Annotated in this window: 20 protein-coding genes; 10 read left to right on the top strand and 10 right to left on the bottom strand. The window is 61.4% G+C overall.

Going from position 1 to position 23240, the window contains the following annotated elements; translation table 11 throughout:
- The first annotated feature begins 36 nt into the window (after window positions 1-36).
- The 7 genes from ACB028_RS06180 to ACB028_RS06150 all read left to right on the top strand — a co-directional run bounded on the left by ACB028_RS06180 (window position 37) and on the right by ACB028_RS06150 (window position 6457).
- On the top strand, window positions 37-801 hold the full coding sequence (locus tag ACB028_RS06180; RefSeq protein WP_342013097.1) for a DUF3450 domain-containing protein: 765 nt from the start codon (window positions 37-39) through the stop codon (window positions 799-801).
- Window positions 798-2171 (top strand): MotA/TolQ/ExbB proton channel family protein, encoded by a 1374-nt coding sequence (locus ACB028_RS06175; protein WP_371143760.1) that lies wholly within the window; start codon window positions 798-800, stop codon window positions 2169-2171. Before ACB028_RS06180 ends, ACB028_RS06175 begins: the two co-directional genes overlap by 4 nt.
- A 10-nt stretch (window positions 2172-2181) precedes the next feature.
- Complete coding sequence (locus ACB028_RS06170; protein WP_268855190.1) at window positions 2182-2709, top strand: MotA/TolQ/ExbB proton channel family protein; 528 nt, start codon at window positions 2182-2184, stop codon at window positions 2707-2709.
- A 67-nt stretch (window positions 2710-2776) separates the two neighbouring features.
- Window positions 2777-3184 carry a biopolymer transporter ExbD gene (locus ACB028_RS06165; RefSeq protein ID WP_026457093.1) on the top strand — a complete coding sequence of 136 codons (408 nt, stop codon included), beginning with the start codon at window positions 2777-2779 and terminating at the stop codon, window positions 3182-3184.
- A gap of 16 nt (window positions 3185-3200) precedes the next feature.
- Window positions 3201-3836 carry an energy transducer TonB gene (locus ACB028_RS06160; protein WP_371143759.1) on the top strand — a complete coding sequence of 212 codons (636 nt, stop codon included), beginning with the start codon at window positions 3201-3203 and terminating at the stop codon, window positions 3834-3836.
- Between the two features lie 11 nt (window positions 3837-3847).
- Complete coding sequence (locus ACB028_RS06155; protein WP_338611143.1) at window positions 3848-5089, top strand: tetratricopeptide repeat protein; 1242 nt, start codon at window positions 3848-3850, stop codon at window positions 5087-5089.
- A gap of 447 nt (window positions 5090-5536) precedes the next feature.
- Complete coding sequence (locus tag ACB028_RS06150; RefSeq protein ID WP_371143758.1) at window positions 5537-6457, top strand: L,D-transpeptidase family protein; 921 nt, start codon at window positions 5537-5539, stop codon at window positions 6455-6457.
- A 101-nt stretch (window positions 6458-6558) separates the two neighbouring features.
- Here the strand turns inward: ACB028_RS06150 and sppA are convergent, their stop codons facing one another.
- Window positions 6559-8403, bottom strand: a complete 1845-nt coding sequence (sppA, locus tag ACB028_RS06145; RefSeq protein WP_371143757.1) for a signal peptide peptidase SppA — start codon at window positions 8401-8403, stop codon at window positions 6559-6561.
- Between the two features lie 207 nt (window positions 8404-8610).
- On the opposite strand from sppA, the gene ACB028_RS06140 reads away from it, so the two are divergent.
- Both ACB028_RS06140 and ACB028_RS06135 read left to right on the top strand, forming a co-directional pair.
- The gene (locus ACB028_RS06140; protein WP_201940651.1) at window positions 8611-10650 is read left to right on the top strand and encodes an FAD-dependent oxidoreductase; all 2040 of its coding nucleotides are present in this window, start codon (window positions 8611-8613) and stop codon (window positions 10648-10650) included.
- A gap of 106 nt (window positions 10651-10756) precedes the next feature.
- Entirely contained in the window at window positions 10757-11305 is a 549-nt protein-coding gene (locus ACB028_RS06135; protein ID WP_026457242.1) for an NAD(P)H nitroreductase, read from the top strand.
- Between the two features lie 520 nt (window positions 11306-11825).
- On the opposite strand, the gene prmA is transcribed toward ACB028_RS06135, so the two are convergent.
- Window positions 11826-12704, bottom strand: coding sequence for a 50S ribosomal protein L11 methyltransferase (gene prmA / locus ACB028_RS06130; protein WP_225634158.1), 879 nt, complete (start codon window positions 12702-12704; stop codon window positions 11826-11828).
- Between the two features lie 523 nt (window positions 12705-13227).
- Entirely contained in the window at window positions 13228-14238 is a 1011-nt protein-coding gene (locus ACB028_RS06125) for a zinc-binding alcohol dehydrogenase family protein (protein WP_371143756.1), read from the bottom strand.
- A 100-nt stretch (window positions 14239-14338) separates the two neighbouring features.
- On the opposite strand from ACB028_RS06125, the gene ACB028_RS06120 reads away from it, so the two are divergent.
- On the top strand, window positions 14339-15211 hold the full coding sequence (locus ACB028_RS06120) for a LysR family transcriptional regulator (protein WP_042073315.1): 873 nt from the start codon (window positions 14339-14341) through the stop codon (window positions 15209-15211).
- Between the two features lies 1 nt (window position 15212).
- On the opposite strand, the gene ACB028_RS06115 is transcribed toward ACB028_RS06120, so the two are convergent.
- The 7 genes from ACB028_RS06115 to acs all read right to left on the bottom strand — a co-directional run bounded on the left by ACB028_RS06115 (window position 15213) and on the right by acs (window position 23070).
- Window positions 15213-16643: a PTS transporter subunit EIIC gene (locus ACB028_RS06115; protein ID WP_042028143.1), complete on the bottom strand. Its 1431-nt coding sequence runs from the start codon at window positions 16641-16643 to the stop codon at window positions 15213-15215.
- 96 nt (window positions 16644-16739) lie between these two features.
- The gene (panF, locus tag ACB028_RS06110) at window positions 16740-18191 is read right to left on the bottom strand and encodes a sodium/pantothenate symporter (protein WP_371143755.1); all 1452 of its coding nucleotides are present in this window, start codon (window positions 18189-18191) and stop codon (window positions 16740-16742) included.
- The gene (locus ACB028_RS06105) at window positions 18181-18444 is read right to left on the bottom strand and encodes a YhdT family protein (RefSeq protein ID WP_042028224.1); all 264 of its coding nucleotides are present in this window, start codon (window positions 18442-18444) and stop codon (window positions 18181-18183) included. Before ACB028_RS06105 ends, panF begins: the two co-directional genes overlap by 11 nt.
- Window positions 18445-18538: 94 nt before the next feature.
- A complete protein-coding gene (accC, locus tag ACB028_RS06100; protein WP_042073312.1) occupies window positions 18539-19879 on the bottom strand; it encodes an acetyl-CoA carboxylase biotin carboxylase subunit in 1341 nt (446 codons plus the stop codon).
- A gap of 15 nt (window positions 19880-19894) precedes the next feature.
- Window positions 19895-20350, bottom strand: a complete 456-nt coding sequence (accB, locus tag ACB028_RS06095; RefSeq protein ID WP_026457431.1) for an acetyl-CoA carboxylase biotin carboxyl carrier protein — start codon at window positions 20348-20350, stop codon at window positions 19895-19897.
- 36 nt (window positions 20351-20386) lie between these two features.
- On the bottom strand, window positions 20387-20836 hold the full coding sequence (aroQ, locus tag ACB028_RS06090; RefSeq protein ID WP_026457432.1) for a type II 3-dehydroquinate dehydratase: 450 nt from the start codon (window positions 20834-20836) through the stop codon (window positions 20387-20389).
- 287 nt (window positions 20837-21123) lie between these two features.
- On the bottom strand, window positions 21124-23070 hold the full coding sequence (gene acs / locus ACB028_RS06085) for an acetate--CoA ligase (protein ID WP_042028138.1): 1947 nt from the start codon (window positions 23068-23070) through the stop codon (window positions 21124-21126).
- Window positions 23071-23240: the final 170 nt, after the last annotated feature.

Raw genomic sequence — 23240 nt, 5'->3', positions numbered from 1 at the left:
AGATAGGGTAATCCTATGAAGACAAGGACCATTACAATGAAGAAAGCGCTCCTTGGCAGCCTGGTATCGGCCGCCTTGTTGACCAGCTTCAATCTGAGTGCCGCCACCGCCGGACAGGCCGTGGACGCTCAAGCCGCCACCGACAACGCATCCAAAGTTTCCCAGCAGAAGATCGACAACTACGCCGAGTCTGCCGAGTCCGCACTGGCCCAGTACAAGGCGGCCCTGCGCCAGGTCGACAGCCTGCGCACCTACAACGAGCAGGTCGCCAAGATGGTCGAGTCCCAGAGCAGCGAGCTGGCCTCGATGCAAAAGCAGATCGCCCAGATCGACCAGACCAGCACCGAAGTGGTGCCCCTGATGCTCAAGATGATCGACTCCCTCGAACAGTTCGTCTCCCTGGATCTGCCGTTCCAGAAGGTCGAGCGTGAAGACAGGGTCGCCGCCCTGACCGACCTGATGAACCGGGCCGACGTCACCATCTCCGAGAAGTACCGCAAGATCCTGGAGGCCTACCAGATCGAGGAGAGCTTCAGCCGCACCATTGAAGCCTACAAGGCGAGCCTGGACAAGGGTGGTAGCGAGAAGACTTACGAGTTCCTGCGCGTCGGTCGCATCGCCCTCCTTTACCAGTCTCCGGATGGCCAAGAAACCGGCATGTGGAACAAGCAGACCCGTCAATGGGAAGAGTTGCCCCAGGAGTATCGCAGTGCAGTTGAACATGGCTTGCGTATTGCCAAGAAGCAGGCGCCTCCCGCGCTGATCAAGCTGCCGGTTCACACTGCGGAGAAAGCATCATGAAAGGAATCAAACTTGCCATCGCCTCCCTGATTGCGGGAGCCACCCTGATCACATTGCCGGTGACTGCCGCCGAAAAACCGGTGGATCTCAATGCGCTGCTGAACCAGGTGAAAGCGTCCAGCCTGAGCGAATCCCAGCTGAACAAGGAGCGGGAAGCCCGCTTCCTGGCTGACAAGAACGAGCAGGCCGCCCTGCTGGCCAAGGCCAAGGCGGAGCTGGCAGCCGAGACCGCCAAGGGCGAACAGCTCAAGGCGACCTTCGATGCCAACGACAAGCAGCTGACCGAACTGACCGAGACCCTGCGCCAGCGCGCCGGCAACATGGGCGAGATGTTCGGCGTACTGCGCCAGTTCGCCGGCGAGTTCAAGGGGATCTTCAACGCTTCCGCCCGCCGAGTGGAGCATCCGGAGCAGGCGGTACTGTTGACCCGTCTGGCCGAGAGCAAGGAGCTTCCCTCCAGTGACGATCTTGAAGCCTTCTGGACCACCACCCTTGGTCGCATGGTCGATGGCGGCAAGGTGAGCCAGATCCCGGCGACCGTGGTTTACGGCGAGGGCAATCAGGCCGAGAAGACGGTCACCCAGATCGGCGAGTTCAACACTGTCTCCGAAGGCAAGTACCTGACCTTCGTGCCGGAAACCGGCAAGTTCGAGCAACTCTCCCGCCAACCGGAGAAGAGCGTGCTGGCACCGCTCGCCGAGTTTGAAGCGGGTGGTGACGGGGTCAAGCCTGTCTTTATCGACCCGTCCCGTGGCGTGATCCTCTCCCTGCTGGTGCAGTCGCCGACCCTGAAGGAGCGCATCGATCAGGGTGGCACTGTGGGTTATGTGATCCTCGCACTCGGGGTCATCGGGACCTTGCTGGCCATCTTCTGTGGCATCCGCCTGTCGCTGATCGGCTCTTCCATGCGCAAGCAGCTGAAATCCGATCAGGTGATCAAGGGCAACCCCATCGGTGACATGCTGGGGGCCTATCAGGCGCACCGTGGTGACAACATCGAGGATCTGGAGTCCAAGCTCGACGAGATCATCCTGCGCAACGTACCCAAGTTCGAGAAGGGCATCAGCATCATCAAGCTGATCGCCTCGGTCGCTCCGCTGCTGGGTCTGCTGGGTACCGTAGTCGGGATGATCGCCACCTTCCAGGCCATCACCTTGTTCGGTACCGGCGATCCCAAGCTGATGGCCGGCGGTATTTCCGAAGCCCTGGTGACCACCATGCAGGGTCTGGTCGTGGCCGTGCCCATGCTGTTCCTCTACACCCTGGTGCAGACCCAGAGCCGTCGCCTGATCCAGGTACTGGAAGAGCAGAGTGCCGGTTTCGTCGCCCGTTATCAGGAGCGTCTGCACTCTGCCAAGGCAGCAGCCTAAGGAGTCATCCATGTGGTTCTGGTTGATTGAAGAAGTCGAGTCGGTCCGCCGGTTTCTGGGATTGGGGGGGGACGTGCTGGTCGCCCTGTTCTTCCTGACCCTGATGATGTGGGCCCTGTTGCTGGAGCGCTGGTTCTACTTCATCGCCGTCTACCCCAAGCAGGTGAAGCAGACCAAGGCGGCCTGGCTGGCCCGCAGCGATCACCTCTCCTGGTCTGCCAGGCAGATCCGGCGCGAGCTGGTCTCAAGGGTGGCCATGGCGGTGGACAAGGGGATGCCGATTATCAAGGTGCTGATCGCCCTCTGTCCGCTGATGGGGCTGCTCGGCACCGTGGTCGGCATGGTCCAGGTGTTCGACACCCTGGCCGTGACCGGTACCGGTTCGCCGCGCGCCATGGCCTCGGGGATCTCCAAGGCGACGGTGCCGACCATGGCGGGCATGGTTGCCGCCCTTTCCGGTCTGTTTTTTGTAAACCAGCTCGATCACAAGGCCAAGCTGGCGGTCGAGAAGCTGGAAGACAACCTGAAACACGGTTGATGCAGGATGCACGCCTCCGGTCAGGCCGGACCTGTCGGAGGCTCAGAACAAGCAAGGAGTTTTTGCCATGAGAAAACGTCACAGCGACAGCGGTGCTGACGAGGCGGCCATCGATCTGACCCCCATGCTGGACATAGTGTTCATCATGCTGATCTTCTTCATCGTGACCACCTCGTTCGTCAAGGAGTCCGGTGTCGAGATCAACCGTCCCAGCGCCAACACGGCCGAGACGGTGAAGAAGGGCAACATCATGGTTGCGGTACGGGAAAATGGCCAGGTCTGGGTCGACAAGCGGGTGGTGGAAGTCGGTGCTGTGCGCGCCAACATCGAGCGGCTGCGGGCGGAGAACCCGGAGAGCGCCGTGGTGATCCAGGCCGACAGCGAATCCCGTTCCGGTCTGGTGGTGCAGGTCATGGATCAGATCCGCATGGCCGGTGTCCAGAACATCTCCATCGCTGCCGACAAGAGCAGCTGATGCCGGAGAGAGACCTATGAGATACCTGATATCGTTGGCGGTCTCCTGTGTGGTGGTGTTCTTTCTGTTTTTGGGAATGAACAAGCTGATCACACCGGATCACCGGGAGTTGACGGAGAAGGATGACGTCACCATGACCGACTTCATCCGCATCAAGCCCGATGAGACCCTGCAAGAGAAACAGAGGGAGCTGCCCAAACCGCCGCCCCCGAAGCGTCCGCCCCCCCCGCCTGAAATGGAGGTGGCAAGTACGGACAGACCCAAGATGGACAGCGCCCCCATGGACATGCCCAAGCTCGACATCCCGGTCAACATCGGCGGTGGCAATGCCCTCGGTGCCTACAGCACGGGCGGCGGTGGCGGCGGGATCGGTGGCAACAACAGTGCCATTCCCCTGGCAACGTTCGAACCCATGATGCCCCGCAAGGCGGCGCTGGCCGGGCTCGCTTCCGGCAAGGTGCTGGTGGAGTTCACCGTGACCGAGCGCGGCACAGTCAGCAACGTGCGGATCGTGAAGGAAGAGCCGCGCAGCTATGACCTTGGCAAGGAGGCGCGCAAGACCATCGCCAAGTGGACGTTCAAACCGGCCATGGTGGATGGCAAGCCGCAGGCTTCCCGGATGCAGCAAGAAATCGAGTTCGCGGTCAACTAAGGAAGGTGGCGATGAACAAGTTACACAAGATGATCCTCGCCCCGGTCGCCATGGCGGTGCTGCTCAGCACCGCCAGTTGGGCCGCCGAGCAGCCGACCCTGTCGGATCGAGCCTATCGTGCGGTCAACAAGGCGCAGGAGCTGATCACCGAGAAACGCTATGGCGATGCCAATGCCAAGTTGCAGGAGGCCTTGTCCGGTGCCGGTGAGCGGGTCTACGACAAGGGGGTCATTCTGCAAACCCTGGGCTTCGTGGCCGCGCAGCAGGAGAAGTATGGTCAGGCGACCAAATATTTCGCCGATGCCATCGCCACCGGCGGCCTGCCGCCCGTGGTGGCCCAGCAGGTGCGCTACAACCTGGCCCAGCTTTATATGGCTGAGGGCAACTTTCAGGGTTCGGTAAAGACCATGAAGGAGTGGTTTGCCAACCAGGGCAAGGATGACAAGCCAAACGCCCACGCCTACATCACCCTGGCCAACGCCCATGTGCAGCTCAAGCAGTACCGGGAGGCGATCCCCGCAGTGGATCAGGCGATCAGGCTATCGGCGGGCAAGGCACCTGAGTCCTGGTACCTGCTCAAGATGGGGGCCCACTATGAGCTCAAGCAGTACAAGCCAGCCACCGAGGTGCTGACTACCCTGGTCAACATGTTCCCGGAGAAGAAGAAGTACTGGACCCAGCTGTCGGCCATGCACATGCAGGCGGGCAATGATGGCAAGGCGCTGGCGGCGCTGGAGTCGGCCTACAACCTCGGCATGCTGACCGAGGCAACCGAGCTGCAGCGGCTGGCCAATTACCTGGCCTTCGTCGGCATTCCCCATCGCGCCGCCCGGGTGATGGAGAAGGGGATGAAGGAGGGGGCGATTGAGGCGAGTGCCGGCAACTACAAGACGCTGGCCAACTACTGGCATCAGGCCAAGGAGCTGGATCCGGCCATCGACACGCTGGCCAAGAGCTATCGGCTGGCTCCCAGCGCCGAGTTGCAGTTGAAGATGGCGCGCATGATGATCCAGAGCAAGCGCTATCAGGACTTGGTAGCACTGGCTGCCAAACCTGCAGCGAATGCCAGTGGCGAACAGCGCGCCGATCTGAAGTTCCTGAGCGGGATTGCCTATTTCGAGCAGCAAAAGCCGAAAGAGGCGCTCAATGCCTTCACCCAGGCAGCCCAGAATGGCAACGTCAGCGGTCGTGCCTCACCCTGGATAACTTTCCTCAAGGAGCAAACCGGCGCCACGGACGCCACGGTGCAGTAGTGAGCGTGACACAGCAATACCAATGACAACCCAACCCGTAGTCCCTTTTATGGTTGCCTGGTGGCTCCATTAACCGCTCCTCGGAGCGGTTTTTTTATGGTCGCTGGTTGCTGGCCCGGGACTGGTTGGGTATATGGCATGTAACCCTTTGGTCGATGAGGATGGGTTGCGGCAACGGGAGCGTACAGCACTGGGAGGGGCAATTCAGGCTGTTCATCTTTTGCTCATGGTGGCGTGGGCACTCTGGCAGGGGAGAGGATCTCCCCCGATGGCGGTCTGTCGGCTGATTTTGATGGTAAAAGCGTTACGTCGAAGTTGAAATTTTGGCCGACACAGGAAAGAATGCGCGCTCGGTTATTGGCCTGTGGTGCAGGTTGACCCGCCACCGGCAGACCGAGGATGACAGGGCCGTCGGCCCATTGGTACAGGAAACCATACAGGAATTTTATGAATCCCCTTCGCACTGCCGCTTCGGCCCTTTTATGCACACTCGCACTGGTCAGCCAACAGGCCGCCGCCGTCGAGTACCGTCTGCCTGCGGCCAACAGCCGTCTGATCGGCGAGAACCAGGAATATGTGGTGCCCGCGGACAACCGTCCGCTGGAGCAGATCGCCTCTGACTTCCAGTTGGGTCTGACCAACATCATGGAAGCCAACCCCGGGGTCGATCCCTACCTGCCCAAGGCAGGCAGCACCCTGATCATTCCCCATCAGCTGATCCTGCCCAATGCGCCCCGCGAAGGGATCGTCATCAACGTGGCCGAGATGCGCCTCTATTACTACCCGAAAGGCAAGAACGTGGTGCAGGTGCTGCCCATCGGCATCGGCCAGCTGGGGGTAAACACCCCGGAGAACTGGATCACCAAGGTGGAGCGCAAGCGCGCCAACCCGACCTGGACCCCGACCGAGAACATCCGTCGCCGCTACGCCGCCCAGGGCAAGACCCTGCCTGCGGTCTGGCCGGCCGGTCCTGACAACCCCATGGGTTTGCACGCCCTCTATATCGGCAACCTCTATGCCATCCACGGCACCAATGCCACCTTCGGCATCGGTCTGCGGGTGAGCAGCGGCTGCGTCCGTCTGCGCGCCGACGACATCAAGTACCTGTTCGACCACGTGCCGGTCGGTACCCGCGTCCAGTTCGTCAACCAGCCGGTCAAGACCACGGTCGAGCCGGATGGCGGTCGCTACATGGAAGTGCACGAGCCGCTGTCGCGCACCGAGGAGGAGTTCAACTCCACCGCCGCCGTGCCGCTGCCCATGACCCAGGCCACTACCCGCTTCATCGCCCACGCCGACTCTGACTCCAACGTGGTCAAGCAGGTGCTGGAGCAACGCACCGGCATGCCGACCCGCCTCAATCCCTGATGAGGTCTGTGCCTTTGAAGAAGGCCCGGGCAGGCTAACGAAAACGGCGACCATCGGGTCGCCGTTTTTTATGGTTGGTGTCTGAGCGCCATCAATTGGGGTTACTGCACGCAGACCGGGCAGAAGGCGTAGGTGCCCTGCGGATCGTTGAAGCGCGTCAGCGGATCCAGGTTGCGCTTCACCTCCACCATGGCCTTGCCAAATCCGGCGGGCAGCCAGCTTTGCAGGTACGGTGCCAGCGCCTGGGCGCTGCTGTTGAACAACTGGCGCAGGAACTTGTCCCTGGCTGACTCTTCCTGCTCGATGGGGCTTACCTGCCACTCCTTGAGATTGGCGAGGTCGGCGGCGGCCTTGAGGGCATCGTTGAGGTTGCCGAACTCATCCACCAGACCCAGTGCCTTGGCATCCTCACCGGTCCAGACTCGCCCTTCGGCGGCTTTTTCCGCCTCTTCCGGGCTCAGACCGCGCCCCTTGCCCACCAGATCGACGAAGCGCTGGTAGGTATCCTCCACGCTCAGCTGGATGGCCTGGCTGACGTGCTCGGGCAGGGCTCGGGTCAGACCGACGCCGACGTAATCCGTGGTGCCAACGCCATCGGTATGTACCCCGTACTGGGAGAGTGCCTTGTCGACGGTGGCGAACATGCCGAATACCCCGATGGAGCCGGTGAGGGTGGTGGGGGAGGCGAAGATCTTGTCTGCATCGGCGGAGATCCAGTAGCCACCGGAGGCGGCGTAGCTGCCCATGGAGATCACTACCGGCTTGCCAGCCTGTTTCAGGGCCAGCAATTCGGCGCGGATCTGCTCGGCGGCGAAGGCGCTGCCGCCGGGGCTGTCGACCCGCAATACCACGGCCTTCACTTTGTCATCGCGGCGGGCATCGGCCAGCAGCTCGGAGAGGCTGTCTCCGCCTATGGTGCCGGTGGGTTGCATGCCGTCCATGATGGCGCCGCTGGCGACGATGAGGCCCACTTCGTCCTTGCCGCTCTGGGGATATTGCTCGGGAATGGCGGCCAGATACTCCTTGAGGCCGACCCCTTTCCAGCCGTGATCCTCGTCTTCTCCCACCTCCTTGATCACCGCCTGGGTCATCTCGTCACGGGTGGCGAGCTGATCCACCAGGCCGTTGTCGAGGGCGTAGTTGGCGGCATTGCCACCGGCTTTGCGCAGCAGTTCGAGGAAGCGATCCTTGCCCGGTGCCACGATCTCCGGATCTATCTCCCGCTGGTTGGCCACGTCGGCAACATAGGATTGCCACAGCTGATCCAGCCAGCGCTGGTTCGCCTCCTTGCTCTCGGGGGACATGTCATCTCGGGTGTAGGGTTCGACGAAGGATTTGTAGGTGCCGACCTTGAACACATGGGGGGTGATGTTGAGTTTCTCCAGCGCCGACTTGAAGTAGGTCTGGTAGACGCCCAGGCCCTCGATCACCACGGCGCCGCTCTGGTTGAGCAGCACGTGGTCGGCGTGAGCTGCCAGCAGGTATTGCCCCTGGGTATAGAAGTCGGCCATGGCGATGACAGGCTTGCCGCTCTCCTTGAAGGCATCGATGGCGCTTGCCACCTCCTGCAATTTGGAGAAGCTGGCGCCCTGCAGTCCCTGTGGTTTGATCACCAGCGCCTTGATGCGATCGTCATCCTTGGCGTTGTGAATGGCCCACAGCAGATCGGAGAGCACGATCTCGCTCGGCTGCTCGTCGCTGCTGTCCATCTGGCGCAGCAGCTGCACAGTGGGGTCTGTCTGGGAACGCTGCTCGACCAGCACGCCGTTGAGGTTGAGAGTGAGCGCCCCTTCGATGGGGGCCACCGGAGCCTCTTTCTGGCCGAAGCTGACGACGATGACCAGCACGACCAGCAGAAACAGCAGATTGACCAGCATCAGGCGGGTGAAGTTGAGCAGACGCCACAGGCTGCGGAACAACCAGCCCAGGCCTTTGAAAATAGACATAGTCGCGTTATCGCCCTGTTAATGGGGGAGGAGGGGCCATTATTAACCAGTTGGGGGCGAAATTGCCATTTCCGGCTGGTGGATCCGGCGCCCGGGATTCAGGACACGGCTGTGCGCTGAAAAATTGTCCAAACATTTGTTTGAAAAAGAATTTTCGATTCTTTACTCTAGCTCCACATTGATAACAAAAAATTAACTGGAGGCCCTGTGAGTCGTTATCCAACCCTGCTGACCCCGCTCGATCTCGGCTTTACCCAATTGCGCAACAGGGTATTGATGGGTTCGATGCACACCGGCCTCGAAGAGGAGAAAGGGGGCTTTGACAAGCTGGCCGCCTTCTATGGCGAACGCGCCCGTGGCGGGGTCGGCCTCATCGTGACCGGCGGTATCGCCCCCAACCTGCGTGGGCGCCTGGTGCCTCACGGTTCCCAGCTGAGCTTTCCCTGGCAGGTTGCCAAACACAAGAAGGTGACCCGGGCGGTCCATCAGGAGGGGGGCAAGATAGCGCTGCAGATCCTCCATGCCGGCCGTTACGCCTATCACCCCTTCAGCCTGGCACCGAGTGCCCTCAAGGCTCCCATCTCCCCGTTCAAGCCGCGCGCCATGAGCGAGCGGCAGATCCGCGGCACCATCCGCGACTTCGCCGCCACCGCCGCGCTCGCCAGGGCGGCAGGTTATGACGGGGTCGAGGTGATGGGATCGGAAGGCTATCTCATCAACCAGTTCATTTGCGAGCGCACCAACAAGCGCACCGATGGCTGGGGTGGCAGCAGCGAAAACCGGATGCGTTTCCCGGTGGAGATAGTGCGTGCCATCCGCGAGCGGGTCGGCCCGGATTTCATCATTATCTTCCGCCTCTCCATGCTGGATCTGGTGGAGCAGGGCTCGACCCTGGAAGAGGTGATTGCGCTCGGCAAGGCGCTGGAGCAGGTGGGTGTCACCCTCATCAACACCGGCATCGGCTGGCACGAGGCGCGCATTCCCACCATCGCCACCAGCGTTCCGCGCGGCGCCTTCAGCTGGGTGACGGCGGAGCTGAAAAAACACCTCAAAGTTCCGCTTATCACTACCAACCGCATCAACACCCCGGAGGTGGCCGAACGCATTCTGGCAGGGGGCGAGGCGGATATGGTCTCCATGGCGCGTCCCTTCCTGGCCGATCCCGAGTTCGTGATCAAGGCCGCTGAAGACAGAGCAGACGAGATCAACACCTGCATCGCCTGCAACCAGGCCTGCTTGGACCACATCTTCAAGCAGAAGCGCGCCTCCTGCCTGGTCAATCCGCGCGCCTGTTTCGAGACCGAGCTCACCTTCGGCCGGGTGCCCCAGCCCAAGAAGCTGGCGGTGGTGGGGGCCGGTCCGGCCGGACTCGCGTTTGCCTGCTACGCCGCCGAGCGCGGCCATCAGGTGAGCCTGTTCGATCAGGCGAGCGAGATAGGCGGCCAGTTCAACTTTGCCAAGCAGATCCCGGGCAAGGAGGAGTTTCACGAGACCCTGCGTTATTTTGCCAAACGGCTGGAGAAGTGCGGCGTCGAGCTGTATCTCGGCCAGCGCCAGAGCGCCGAGAGCCTCTTGGGCGGCGGCTTTGACGAGGTGATCCTCGCCACCGGCATACGCCCGCGCACTCCCAATATTCCTGGCATCGAGCATCCCAAGGTGCTGAGCTACCTGGACGTGCTGCGCGATCACAAGCCGGTGGGCGAGAAGGTGGCGGTGATCGGTGCCGGCGGCATCGGCTTCGATGTGGCCGAATACCTGGTGGAGAAAAGGGTGGCGCAGTCATCCCACGGGGACGGGGATCTTCGTCGTGACCACTGGCTCAAGGAGTGGGGCATCGACAAGCAGCTTGCCGAGCGCGGTGGCTTGACGACCCCGGAAGTCGACGCTCCCGAACGCCAGATCTGGCTGCTCCAGCGCAAGGAGAGCAAAGTGGGTGACGGCCTTGGCAAGACCACCGGCTGGATCCACCGCACCGTCTTGAAGAACCGCAAGGTGCAGATGCTCTCCGGGGTGCAGTACCTGCGTATCGACGACGAGGGTCTCCATATTCAGGTGGGTGACAAGCAGCAGTGTCTGCCGGTGGATCAGGTGATCATCTGTGCCGGGCAGGAGCCGCTCAAGGAGCTGCAAGTCGGCCTGCAGGCCGCCGGCAAACCGGTACACATCATAGGCGGCGCCGATGTGGCGGCGGAGCTCGATGCCAAGCGGGCGATCCGTCAGGGGGCGGAGCTGGCTGCCGTCATCTAGGTAGCAGGCACTTTGGTCACGTCATAAACCCCTGAGCATCAGGGGTTTTCTTCATTCTGCGCTGTGCTAAGGTAGCGCCATCATAGCCCCAGACAAGGAACTGCCCATGGATGCCCTTACCCTGTTGCTCAATCGCCACTCCTGTGGCCGTCTGGCCGAGCCGGCGCCCGCCGGCGAGGTGCTCGACAATATTCTCAAGGCCGGGCTGCGGGCGCCGGATCACGGTACCCTGACCCCCTGGCAGTTCATCCTGTTTGAAGGGGAAGGGCGCGAGCGGCTCGGTACCCTGCTGGGAGAGGCTGCCCGCCGCCGGGGTGAAGATGAAGAGAGCATCAGGAAGTGTCAGGAGGCGCCGCTGAGGGCCCCGCTGGTGGTTGCCGTCGCGACCCGTTATCAGGAACACCCCAAGGTGCCGAAACTGGAGCAGGAGCTCTCCGCCGGTTGCGCCCTGATGGCGATGCAGATGGCGGCTCAGGCGCAGGGATTCAACGGCATCTGGCGCTCCGGCTGGTTCATCTTCGATGAGCAGATCAACCAGGGATTGGGGCTGGGGGCAGAGGATCAGCTGGTGGGCTTCCTCTATCTCGGCACTCCCATGCTGGAGGCGCGCAAGCTGCGTGAATTACCCCTAGGCGAGTATGTCCGCCGTTTCTGAGTCGCTGACTCTGCTTCGATAGTCTCGGACAAAGCCCTGATCCATCAGGGCTTTTTTGGGCAAACTCCGGATAGTAACCAGAGTGGCCACTGAAAATAAATGGGGGCAGATCGGGATGACGGGCCGTAGCAGGGAATTTTTTAAATAGTGAGATACGCCTCTCAATCCTGGTGTATTTAGCTATGTAAAACGTTTGCGCATCCATTAATATCCCCCTGCCAGTTTAGAAGGGCATCCCTTCTAATTTTTCTGCGATGAGAGTCGCAATTCCGTAGCACCTTTTTAAACAGCCCAACGTCCTCGTGACATTGGGCTTTATTTTTATGGTGTTTTCAGCCGTGTTCTGGCAATTCTCATGGCCTGATATCCGCCACTCTCCACGCCATCTGCGCGATGAAGTTTTTCCCTGGTCCTGGTGTGTGAAGCAGCATTGCGAGTGGATAAACGGGGCGAGCAGGCGAGCAAATAGAACAAGGGCACCCGAAGGTGCCCTTGTCGTCGTCATGCTGCCTTTTCGCTATCAGCCGTGTTTGCGGCCGGATAGGCGGCACCACTCCTCTTTCACCGCTGTCGGGTCCATCTTGAACCACTGGCCGTAGATGGTTTCCAGCTCGGGGGCCTGGCTCTCCAGCACGCCGGAGAGGGCCATCAGGCTGTCCGGTTTGCCCAGACCCGCGATCAACGGGGCCAGCTCACGCAGCGGGCCGGCCAGGATGTTGGCGACCACCACGTCGGCCAGCAGCCCTTCCGGCTGCTCGGCGGGCAGGTAGAGCTCGATCTGGCCTGCGACGCCGTTGCGCTCGGCGTTGTCACGGCTGGCCTGGATCGCCTGCGGATCGATGTCGATGCCGATTACTCGGGCGGCGCCGAGTTTCAGGGCGGCGATGCCGAGAATGCCGGAACCGCAGCCAAAATCCACCACGGTTTTACCGGCCAGATCCAGCCCGTCCAGCCACTGCAGGCAGAGGGCCGTGGTGGGGTGGGTACCGGTACCGAACGCCAGACCCGGATCCAGCATGACATTGACCGCCTCGGGGTCCGGCACATCGCGCCAGCTCGGGCAGATCCACAGGCGCTCACCAAACTGCATGGGGTGGAAGTGATCCATCCACTCGCGTACCCAGTCCTTGTCTTCCAGCTGCTCGACCTTGTAACCGACGTTCTCGCCGAAGATCTGCTGGAAGAAGGCGATGGTGGGGGCTGGATCGGTTTCGGCGTCGAACAGACCCATTACCTCGGTCTCGCCCCACAGCGGGGTTTCACCGGGCATGGGTTCATAGACGGGCACATCCTTGGCATCCATAAAGGTCACCGCCTGGGCACCACGCCCCAGCAGCATGTTGCTCACCTTGTCTGCGGTCTTGGCAGTGGCGTTGATTCGAATTTGTATCCAGGGCATGGCGTCGACTCTTCATAAATGTGAAACCGCGGGATTCTACCATCATGGGGCTTTGCTGTCGTGGTTTGCCCATGGGGTGTGGTGGAGCAAGGCAACTTTGCCGAGTTGGCATGGTTAATGTATTCCCCAATGGGTGACGGGAAGCAACCTGTTCCCGCTGAATGCTTTGCTCTAGGAAAGTTCCGTCATTGCTTGGCCACCTTCGGGTGGCTTTTTTTGTTTCAAACCGATGGCGTGAGAGTGGCATGGGGCTTTGAATAGTCGGAGAGAGGGGAAAGTCTGCAATAAACGGCGTATTGGCACACAAGCTGCAAAAGCCAATCTGTCCTGCAAAGGATGTGTGTGTGATTGTTACCCCAATGTTCAGGTATTTAGGGCCATTCCGACGGAATGGCCCCTTTTTTATGTCATCTCTTCAATCATGTCGCGCCTGATTGCCGGACAACCGACCGGCCCTGTGCCTTGATGGGGCTTGCCGTTGGTGAAAATACCCCAGCTTGGTGCGTTTTTTACCTCCAAGGGATTAGAAGCCGCTCATATCGATCACCAGCTTGCCCATCATGCGGCCGGCTTCCAGCTCGGCATGAGCCTGGGCCAGAGTGGCCGGTGTCAGTTCGGGCAGCGTGCGGGTCAGGGTGCTCTTCAGCACGCCCTGATCCACCAGGGTAGCCACTTGTTGCAGCAGCCTGTGCTGCTCGATCATGTCCGGGGTCTGGAACAGGGAACGGGTAAACATGAACTCCTGGCTGAAGGTGGCGCTCTTGCTCTTGAGCAGGGAGAGATCCCAGGGATCTTTCGATTCGGCGATGGTACAGATGTGACCGAACGGGCGAATGAGCGCAGCCATGGCCTGCCAGTGTTGCTCGGTGGCATTGGTACAGAAGATGGCGTCTACCTGAACGATGCCAAGGTCGGCCAGATCCGATGACAGGCTATGATGACTCACCACCTGATGGGCCCCCATCTGCTGGCACCAGTCGCGGGTTTCGGGGCGAGAGGCGGTGGCGAGCACTTCCATGCCGGTGAGCTGGCGGGCCAGCTGAATGGCGATGGAACCCACTCCGCCAGCGCCGCCTATGATCAGCAGTCGGCCTGTGCTCTCGCGAGTGAGGCCAAGGCGCTCGAACAGGGCCTCCCAGGCGGTGATGGCGGTCAGTGGCAGGGCGGCGGCCGCTACGTCGCTCAGAGTGGTAGGGGCGAGGGCGGCGATGCGTTCATCCACCAGTTGCAGAGCGCTGTTGCTGCCGGGGCGGCTGATGTCACCGGCATACCAAACGCGGTCGCCCGCTTTGAACAGGGTCACCTCGCTGCCGACGGCAACGACGTCGCCCACGGCATCCCAACCCAGCACTCGGGGGCTGCTCTCGACCTTCTCCTTGGGGGCGCGCACCTTGGTGTCGACCGGGTTGATGGAGGTGGCGTTGACTCGCACCAGCAGGTCGCGCGGGCCCGGCGTCGGGGCGGGCAGATTGGCCTCGATGAAGCAGTGGGGGTGATCGCTTGGCAGGTAGTGAGTCAGGGCGATGGCTTTCATGGCAGTTCCTTTCAAATCGGTTGGAGGGGGATTGCCAGTCACTCTAGTCTGTCTGATTATTCGGATTAAGATGAGTAATTGGTAAAGACTGTTTGAATATATGAACAATGTCGAACTGGAATTGATGGGGCTGTTTGCCACCGTGGTGGAGCAGGGCAGCTTTACCCGGGCGGCCGAGCTGCTCGGCATGCCAAAGTCCTCGGTGAGCCAGAAGATCTCGCGGCTTGAGTCACAGCTTGGGGTGCGGTTGCTTCAGCGCACCACCCGCAGGCTCAGCCTGACCCCTCAGGGTGAGATCTATGTAGAACACTGCCGCGGATTGCTGACCCTGGCCCGCAGCGCCAATCTGGCGATGGCGCGGCTTCGCAGCGCTCCCGCCGGCCGGGTGCGGATCACTGCGCCCGAGGCGACCGGCACCTTGCTGCTTGGCCCTATCCTGGCCGAGTTTCGCGCCCTCTATCCCGAGGTGGTGCTGGAGCTGACCCTGAGTGACGAGCAGCTGGATCTGGTGGGGGAGGGGTACGATCTGGCGCTGCGGGCTGCGCCGCTAAAGGATTCCAGCCTCATCTGCCGGCGCATCGGCGAGGTGGCCCGTTATCTGGTGGCCTCTCCCGGTTATCTGGCGCGCCACGGCATGCCGCAGCGGCTGGCCGAGCTGGCGCACCATGTCTGTCTGGTTCACACCGCTCTTCCTGTGTGGCCGTTGCAGGAGGGAGGCTGGCGACCGCAGGGGGCTTGTGCCAGCAACAGCCTGCTGGCGCTGCGGGAGCTGGCGCTTCATGACGGGGGAATTGCCCTGTTGCCGCAGCATGTCTGCGAGAGCGGGCTGGCCAGTGGGAAATTGCAGAAGATCCTGCCCATGATCCCCATCCCGACCAATCCGTTTTACCTCATCTACCCGAGCCGGGAACACCTGGCGCCCGCCCTGCGCAGCTTGATGGATTTCGTGGCCGAGCGTCTGCCGTTCGCCTGAGTTACCAGCCGCTCTGGCTGGCTGACTCCTGATTGGGCTTGAGGCCGATGGGCACAGACTGGCGTTCGGCCATCATGCGGATCTGCCCCTCTATCAGGTTGGCGCTGGGGCCCAGCACCAGCACCAGTTGATGGTCGTTGAGCTGGATCCAGGAGAGGCAACCGAGCTCGAGAAAGCGGGACTGATCCACCAACTCGATGTCGCGCACCCGCAGGCTGAGGCGGGTCAGGCAGACGCTCATGGCCTGCAGGTTATCCATGCCTCCCAGCACCTTGAGGTACTGGATCGCCAGCATCTGGGGATCGGAGGGGGCCACGCTCGCCAGCCGTGAGTGTTCCCTGGCGATGGGTTTGCTCGGCATGCTGAGGGGGGAGCGTTCCAGCAACTGGTAAAACAGCAGGGTGTAGGCGACGAAGAACAGGATGCCGACCGGGATCAGCCAGAAGCTGTGTTCGCCCGTCTGATAGCTCAGCACCAGATCCAGCAGGCCGGCGGAGAAGTAACTGCCCACCTTGATGCCGAGGCTGCTGCACACCGCCAGCGACAGCCCGGTCATCAGGGCGTGGGCCAGAAACAGCCAGGGGGCGGTGAAGGCAAACAGAAACTCGATGGGTTCGGTGATCCCCACCAGCGCCGAGGTGAGCGCCAGGGTGAGCAGCAGCCCACCCTGCGGCAGTCGCCGCATCCGCTGGCGATGGAGCCAGATGGCGAAACAGGCACCCGGCAGACCGAACATGATGATGGGATAGAGGCCCGCCACATATCCTTCGTGCAGCGGTTGGGCACTGGCCAGTGCCTGCAGGTTGCTCTCGCCAAGGCCGATGACGCTGCCCAGCACCTGATGCAGACCGAGGGGGATCAGCAGCCGGTTGAGGGTGCCGTAACAGAAGGCCCCGAGCGGCGTGGTGAGCAGCTCGGAGGTGAGCAGGGTGAGGCCACGTTCCAGCGGTGGCCACAAGAGTGATAGCGGTAGGGCGATAAGCAGGCAGGCCAGCGCCGAGCAGAGCAGGCTGGGGAATTCACCCCGGGCGAAGCGTAGCCAGCCAGGCCGTGTTTGTTGTTGACGGACCCAGGGATAGATGATGGCGGTGGTCAGTCCCGCCAGCAGGCCGCAGATCATGTCCGCATGAAGATTCGGGGCCAGGGTGTTGAAGGCGGTGCTGAGCAGCAGGAAGTTTACCGCCCCGGCCAGCGCCTGGGTGCCTTCCCCCTGCCGGCTCAGGCCAAAGGCGATGGCCACTGCGTAGATGAGCGGCATCTGGCTGAAGATCGCCTGACCGGTGAGGGAGAGCACGGCCATGTCCAGCGCATCGGGTTGCCCGAGTCGATAGACCAGGGCCGCCACCGGCAAAATGGAGACGGGCAGCAGCAGGGCATAGCCAAGCCGCTGCAGGGCTTGGGTAACGACTTGTCGGGTGTCTTTTACGGGCATACGACGCCATTATTTTGTGACTCGGCGCACAGTTTACCCGTAAAACACCCATTTGGGGATAGTTTCGGAACCCCTAATTCATTTTTTACTCAATTTTTACTCGAACAACTCCCGCACTTCCCGCGAAGGCGGAGCACTGAGCAGGCTCACCACCACGAAGGCGAACAAACCGAGAGTCAGGCTGGGCACGATGGCGTGCAGGCCAGCCAGCTTGATCCCCCACTGACTCAGGATGCAGTAGCACAGAATGCCGCAGATCATGCTGGCCAGGGAGCCGCGACCGTTGGCCCGCGGCCAGTAGAGGCCGAGTACCAGGGGCCAGAGGAATACCGCCTGCAGGCCGCCGAAGGCGAGCAGGTTGAGCCAGATGATCATCTCGGGGGGCTGCAGCGCCGCCAGCAGTACCAGAGTGCCGAGGATCAGGGTACAGAGCAGGGAGAGGCGGGGGATGCGTACCTCCAGCTTCTCCTGCTTCGGATTGAGGTAGTTGAGGTAGAGATCTTTCACCAGGGTGGCCGAGGCCTGGATCAGCTGGGAGTCGATGGTCGACATGATGGCCGCCATGGGCGCCGCCAGGAAGACCCCGGCGAGCCAGGGGGGCAGCACCTCCATCATCAGAGAGGGCATGATCTTGTCCGGACTGTCCATGCCGGGCAGGATGGCGCGGCCGAGGGCCCCGGCCAGGTGCATGCCGAACATCAAGAGGGCGCTCACCACTGTGCCGATCAGGATGCCGCGATGAAGCGCCTTGCTGTCGCGATAACCAAAGCAGCGCAGGGCCGAGTGGGGCAGCCCCACCACCCCGATGCAGACCAGGATCCAGAAGCTCAGCATGAAGGGCTGGGTCAGCATGTCGCCGGCCCCCTGCGGGCTTACCAGCTTGGGATCTATCTCCTTGAGCTGGTGGATGAGGTTGGGCAAGCCATCCCCCGCGATCAGGATCCCCGCCAGCAGGGCACCGGTGCCGATCAGCATGATGATCCCCTGCAGGGCATCGGTCATCACCACGGCGCGAAAGCCGCCGATGATGGTGTAGAGCAGCACGCAGCCGGCAAACAGCAGCAGCCCCTGCTGGTAGGAGAGGCCGGTGGCGGTCTCCAGCAGACGGGCCCCGCCGATGAACTGCACCACCATGGTGGCGATAAAGGCGAGGATGATGGTCACCGAGCCCAGGATCACCACGGCCCGGCTTTGGTAGCGGGCCCACAGCATGTCGTTGATGGTCACCGCATTGACCCGGCGGGCGATGATGGCGAACTTTTTGCCAAGCACCCCCAGGGTGAGCCAGACGGTGGGCAGCTGGATCATCGCCAACAGCACCCAGCCAAGACCAATCTTGTAGGCGGCGCCGGGGCCGCCGATAAAGGACGAGGCCGAGGTGTAAGTGGCCACCAGCGTCATGGCCAGCACCAGGCCGCCCATGCTGCGGTTGCCGATGAAGTACTCGCTGACGAAGTTGCCGGCGGCGCGATGGCGGCTGGCCCAAAAGCCAACCCCCAGCACCAGCACCAGATAGATGAAGAGCGGCAGCATCAATTCAAGATTCATGGGAGGGCTCCTTGGGCTGGAGCGGCTCGGGATCGAGGGGGATCTCCACGAACAAGCGGTTCACCATCAGGGCGCAGAGCAGGATGAACAGCAGCGGCATCACCATGCAGCTGAGCAGGAACCAGAGCGGCAGCCCCCACAGCTCAAGCTGTGGCGGAATAAAGTAGGCGGTGCCATACCAGGCAAAGAAGTAGAGCAGGGTCAGCAGCAGGCAGAAGACTGCTTCCCGGCGGGCGAGAGCGAAACGGTTCACCTTGGCCTCCGACAATTTCGAGGGGCGCAAGGATAACAAAAAAGGGCCATGTCGCCATGGCCCTTTTTCAGCAGAGGATCTGCGGACGCGAGTCTTACAGACCCAGCTTCTTGTGCAGGTAGTGGATGTTGGTTCCACCGTGCTGGAAGTTTTCGTCCTTCATGATCTCTTTTTGCAGCGGCACGTTGGTCTTGATCCCCTCGACCACCAACTCGTCCAGCGCGTGGCGCATGCGGGCGATGGCGATGTCACGATTCTCGCCGTAGCAGATCAGCTTGCCGATCATCGAATCGTAGTGGGGCGGCACCTTGTAGCCCGCATAGATGTGGGAGTCCCAGCGCACGCCCAGACCGCCCGGCGCGTGGAAACGCTGCACCAGACCCGGCGAGGGCATGAAGGTGGCCGGATCCTCGGCATTGATCCGGCACTCGATGGCATGGCCACGGATGCGGATGTCCTGCTGAGTGATCGACAGGGGCTGGCCGGCGGCGATGCGCAGCTGCTCCTTGATGAGATCCACGCCGGTGACCATTTCGGTAACCGGATGCTCAACCTGGATACGGGTGTTCATCTCGATGAAATAGAACTCGCCGTTTTCATACAGGAACTCGAAAGTACCCGCTCCGCGGTAGCCGATCTCGATACAGGCGCGCACGCAGCGCTCGCCGATGAACTTGCGCATCTCGGAAGTGATGCCCGGTGCCGGTGCCTCTTCCACCACTTTCTGGTGGCGACGTTGCATGGAGCAGTCACGCTCGCCCAGATAGATGGCGTTGCCCTGGCCGTCAGCCAGCACCTGGATCTCGATGTGACGCGGGTTCTCCAGGTACTTCTCCATGTAGACCATATCGTTCTTGAAGAACTGGCCTGCTTCGGATTTGGTCAGCGCAATGGCGGAAGCCAGCTCGGCTTCGCTGCGCACCACGCGCATGCCACGACCACCACCGCCACCGGCGGCCTTGATGATCACCGGATAGCCGATGCGCTTGGCAATGGCGGCGTTGTGCTTGGCGTCGTTGTCGACCGGACCGTCGGAGCCCGGTACACAGGGGACGCCCGCCTTCTTCATCGCCTCGATGGCGGAGACCTTGTCACCCATCAAGCGGATGGTCTCGGCGCGCGGGCCGATGAAGATGAAGCCGGACTTTTCGACCACTTCGGCAAAATCGGCATTCTCGGAGAGGAAGCCGTAACCCGGGTGGATGGCCACGGCACCGGTTACCTCTGCGGCGGCGATGATGGCCGGCACGTTGAGGTAGGAGTCGGTACTGGCCGGCTTGCCGATACAGATGGATTCGTCGGCCAGCAGCACATGCTTGAGCTCCCGGTCGGCGGTGGAGTGAACGGCCACTGTCTTGATCCCGAGCTCTTTGCAAGCGCGCAGGATCCGCAGGGCAATTTCACCGCGGTTGGCGATGACTACTTTGTCCAACATGGGTGGCGATTTCCCTTATTCGATGATGAACAGCGGCTCGTCGAATTCGACGGCCTGACCATTTTCAACCAGGATCGCTTTGATCACACCGGCCTTGTCAGATTCGATTTGGTTCATCATTTTCATGGCTTCGACGATGCACAGGGTATCGCCGACATTGACGTGCTGGCCCACTTCCACGAACGGCTTGGCTTCCGGGCTGGAGGAGCGGTAGAAGGAGCCAACCATGGGGGAGCGCATCAGGTGACCGCTCGGGGCAGCATCGGCGGCGGCCGGCGCAGCAGCCGGTGCAGCGGCAACAGGCGCAGCAACCGGAGCTGCTTGCGGCATGATCATCTGCGGGGCGGCAGTCACCTGACCGGAGAAGTTGCGGCTGATGCGAACGGATTCTTCACCTTCGGAGATCTCCAGTTCGGCGATGCCGGACTCTTCAACCAGTTCAATCAGCTTCTTGATTTTGCGGATATCCATTAGCATTCTCTTTCTTCTTTATCAGATAAGTGATTATCAAGCCGCGCGCAGGTGGTGCACGGCCGCGGTTAAAGCGAATTGATAGCCATCGGCTCCCAGCCCGCAGATGACGCCCTTGGCGACATCGGAGAGGTAGGAGTGATGACGGAAGGGCTCCCTGGCATGAACATTTGACAGGTGCACCTCGATAAAGGGGATGGCCACGCCCAGCAGGGCATCGCGGATGGCGACACTGGTGTGGGTGAAGGCGGCCGGGTTGATGATGATAAAATCCACCTGGCCCATGGCCTGATGAATGCGGCCGACCAGCTCGTGTTCGGCGTTGGATTGCAGGTGTTCCAGGCTGACGCCGAGTTCACTGGCGCTGTGCGCCAGATCGGCGACGATCTCATCGAGCGTCTTGCTGCCGTAGATACCCGGCTCCCGTTTGCCCAGCAGATTCAGGTTTGGTCCGTTAAGCAGAAGGATTCGGTGATTTTGCGACATATTGAGTACATCCTCGATGATATTGCTGCTATCTGTCAGCTATCTTGCGGACTACCAGAAATCTAGCCATTTTCTGCGCAAATGGGTGTGCCCTGGCACACAGATTTCGCAATTATATTGATTTCGTGAAAATTAACAGCATTTTACTGGTCTAATCTCTACACCTGCCTGTTTTTTGCTCGCTTATGTGCCCCGTCCACCATCTGCGCAGGGGGCCGATTCCGGCTCCGCAGAAACAACAAAGCCGACCCAGGGTCGGCTTTGTTCATCGATAAAACGGGGCTCGATCAGGCGGCTTCCGACTTCTCGCGGATCAGCTTGTCTACCACACCCGGATCCGCCAAGGTGGAGATGTCTCCGAGGCTGTCGGTCTCGCCGGTGGCAATCTTGCGAAGGATGCGGCGCATGATCTTGCCGGAGCGGGTCTTCGGTAGCCCCTCGGCCCAGTGGATGACGTCCGGCGTGGCGATGGCGCCGATCTCTTTACGTACCCACTCCTTGACCTCTTTGTGCAGCTCGCGGCTCGGCTCTTCCCCGGCGATCAGGGTGACGTAGGCATAGATACCCTGACCCTTGATCTCGTGGGGCACGCCGACCACGGCCGCCTCGGCAATCTTGGGATGGGCCACCAGGGCCGATTCGATCTCGGCGGTACCCATGCGGTGGCCGGAGACGTTCAGTACATCATCCACCCGACCGGTGATCCAGTAGTAGCCGTCGGCGTCGCGACGAGCTCCGTCGCCAGTGAAGTAGCGACCCGGGAAGGTGGAGAAGTAGGTCTGCTCGAAGCGCTCGTGATCGCCGAACACGGTGCGCATCTGACCCGGCCAGGAGTCGGTGATCACCAGGTTGCCCTCGGTGGCCCCCTCCAGCGGTTCGCCCATGTTATCGACCAGCGCCGGTTGTACCCCGAAGAAGGGACGGGTGGCGGAGCCGGGTTTCAGGTCGGTGACGCCGGGAAGCGGAGTGATCAGGATGCCGCCGGTCTCGGTCTGCCACCAGGTGTCGACGATGGGGCAGCGCTCGTCGCCTATGGTGCGGTAGTACCACTCCCAGGCTTCCGGGTTGATGGGTTCACCCACGGATCCCATGATGCGCAGGCTCGAACGGGAAGTACCCTCGACTGCCTCGTTGCCCTTGGCCATCAGGGCGCGGATGGCGGTGGGGGCTGTGTAGAGGATGGTGACCTGATGCTTGTCCACCACCTGACTCATGCGGTTGCTGGCCGGGTAGTTGGGCACCCCTTCGAACATGATGGTGGTGGCACCGTTGGCAAGCGGGCCATAGACCAGATAGGAGTGACCGGTGACCCAGCCCACGTCGGCGGTACACCAGTAGATGTCCTCTTCGTGGTAGTCGAACACGTACTTGAAAGTGAGGGTGGCATAGACCAGGTAGCCGCCAGTGGTGTGCAGCACCCCTTTGGGCTTGCCGGTTGAACCTGAGGTGTAGAGGATGAACAGCGGATCTTCGGCGTTCATCGCTTCGGGCGGGCAGTCGCTGCTGACGGTGGCGGTTGCTTCGTGCCACCACACATCGCGATGGCTGTGCCAGGCGACATCGCCGCCGGTACGTTTGAGCACGATCACCTTGTTGACCTGGGTTTCCGGGTTGGTGAGCGCTTCGTCCACATTCTTCTTGAGCGGCACGGCACGCCCGCCACGCAGCCCCTCGTCGGCGGTGATGACGATGTGCGAACCCGAATCTATGATGCGACCGGCCAGCGCTTCCGGCGAGAAACCACCGAAGACGATGCTGTGCACGGCCCCGATGCGGGTACAGGCCAGCATGGCGATGGCCGCTTCCGGCACCATGGGCATGTAGAGGCAGACTACGTCACCCCTGCGCACCCCTTGTGCCTTGAGGACGTTGGCAAACTTGCACACTTCGCCGTGCAGCTCGCGATAGGTCAGCTTGCGATCCTCGGCCGGGTTGTCCCCTTCCCAGATGATGGCGACCTTGTCGCCTCGATCGCGCAGGTGGCGGTCCAGGCAGTTGGCCGAGACGTTGAGCTGGCCATCCTCGAACCACTTGATGGAGACGTGACCCGGGTCGTAGGAGGTGTTCTTGACCTTGGTATAGGGCTTCATCCAGTCGAGGATTTTGCCCTGCTCGCCCCAGAAGGCGTCCGGGTTTTCAACGGAGGCCTGGTACATGGCCTCATAACCTGCCTTGTCCAGCAGGGCGCCGTTGCTGATATGGGATTTGACCGGGTAGACCTTGCTCTCGCTCATCTGTCACTCCTGTGAAAACATCCTTTTAATAATTGAGTAACAACTTATACCTTTGGCATGGGGGGGCAATTAGACTTTTGGATAGGCGATGCTCCGCTCCGGTACACAGGGGATGACAGAGGGGAAAGTCTTTGCAACGAAACGCCCATGGAGGGCGTTTTTTTATCCGA

Origin of the sequence: Aeromonas sp. S9(2024) (assembly GCF_041403185.1) — a bacterium.
GTDB classification, from domain to species: Bacteria; Pseudomonadota; Gammaproteobacteria; order Enterobacterales; family Aeromonadaceae; genus Aeromonas; species Aeromonas enteropelogenes.
This window is presented reverse-complemented; position numbering and strand designations above follow the sequence as displayed.

Excerpts from the sequence above, each read along its gene's own strand:
- ACB028_RS06150 (WP_371143758.1), top strand. The coding sequence starts at position 5,537 with ATGAATCCCCTTCGCACTGCCGCTTCGGCCCTTTTATGCACACTCGCA.
- prmA (WP_225634158.1), bottom strand. The coding sequence starts at position 12,704 with ATGCCCTGGATACAAATTCGAATCAACGCCACTGCCAAGACCGCAGAC.
- accB (WP_026457431.1), bottom strand. The coding sequence starts at position 20,350 with ATGGATATCCGCAAAATCAAGAAGCTGATTGAACTGGTTGAAGAGTCC.
- ACB028_RS06115 (WP_042028143.1), bottom strand. The coding sequence starts at position 16,643 with ATGCCCGTAAAAGACACCCGACAAGTCGTTACCCAAGCCCTGCAGCGG.
- ACB028_RS06120 (WP_042073315.1), top strand. The coding sequence starts at position 14,339 with ATGAACAATGTCGAACTGGAATTGATGGGGCTGTTTGCCACCGTGGTG.
- ACB028_RS06165 (WP_026457093.1), top strand. The coding sequence starts at position 2,777 with ATGAGAAAACGTCACAGCGACAGCGGTGCTGACGAGGCGGCCATCGAT.
- aroQ (WP_026457432.1), bottom strand. The coding sequence starts at position 20,836 with ATGTCGCAAAATCACCGAATCCTTCTGCTTAACGGACCAAACCTGAAT.
- ACB028_RS06125 (WP_371143756.1), bottom strand. The coding sequence starts at position 14,238 with ATGAAAGCCATCGCCCTGACTCACTACCTGCCAAGCGATCACCCCCAC.
- sppA (WP_371143757.1), bottom strand. The coding sequence starts at position 8,403 with ATGTCTATTTTCAAAGGCCTGGGCTGGTTGTTCCGCAGCCTGTGGCGT.
- ACB028_RS06160 (WP_371143759.1), top strand. The coding sequence starts at position 3,201 with ATGAGATACCTGATATCGTTGGCGGTCTCCTGTGTGGTGGTGTTCTTT.
- ACB028_RS06175 (WP_371143760.1), top strand. The coding sequence starts at position 798 with ATGAAAGGAATCAAACTTGCCATCGCCTCCCTGATTGCGGGAGCCACC.
- ACB028_RS06170 (WP_268855190.1), top strand. The coding sequence starts at position 2,182 with ATGTGGTTCTGGTTGATTGAAGAAGTCGAGTCGGTCCGCCGGTTTCTG.
- acs (WP_042028138.1), bottom strand. The coding sequence starts at position 23,070 with ATGAGCGAGAGCAAGGTCTACCCGGTCAAATCCCATATCAGCAACGGC.
- ACB028_RS06180 (WP_342013097.1), top strand. The coding sequence starts at position 37 with ATGAAGAAAGCGCTCCTTGGCAGCCTGGTATCGGCCGCCTTGTTGACC.
- panF (WP_371143755.1), bottom strand. The coding sequence starts at position 18,191 with ATGAATCTTGAATTGATGCTGCCGCTCTTCATCTATCTGGTGCTGGTG.
- ACB028_RS06155 (WP_338611143.1), top strand. The coding sequence starts at position 3,848 with ATGAACAAGTTACACAAGATGATCCTCGCCCCGGTCGCCATGGCGGTG.
- ACB028_RS06135 (WP_026457242.1), top strand. The coding sequence starts at position 10,757 with ATGGATGCCCTTACCCTGTTGCTCAATCGCCACTCCTGTGGCCGTCTG.
- accC (WP_042073312.1), bottom strand. The coding sequence starts at position 19,879 with ATGTTGGACAAAGTAGTCATCGCCAACCGCGGTGAAATTGCCCTGCGG.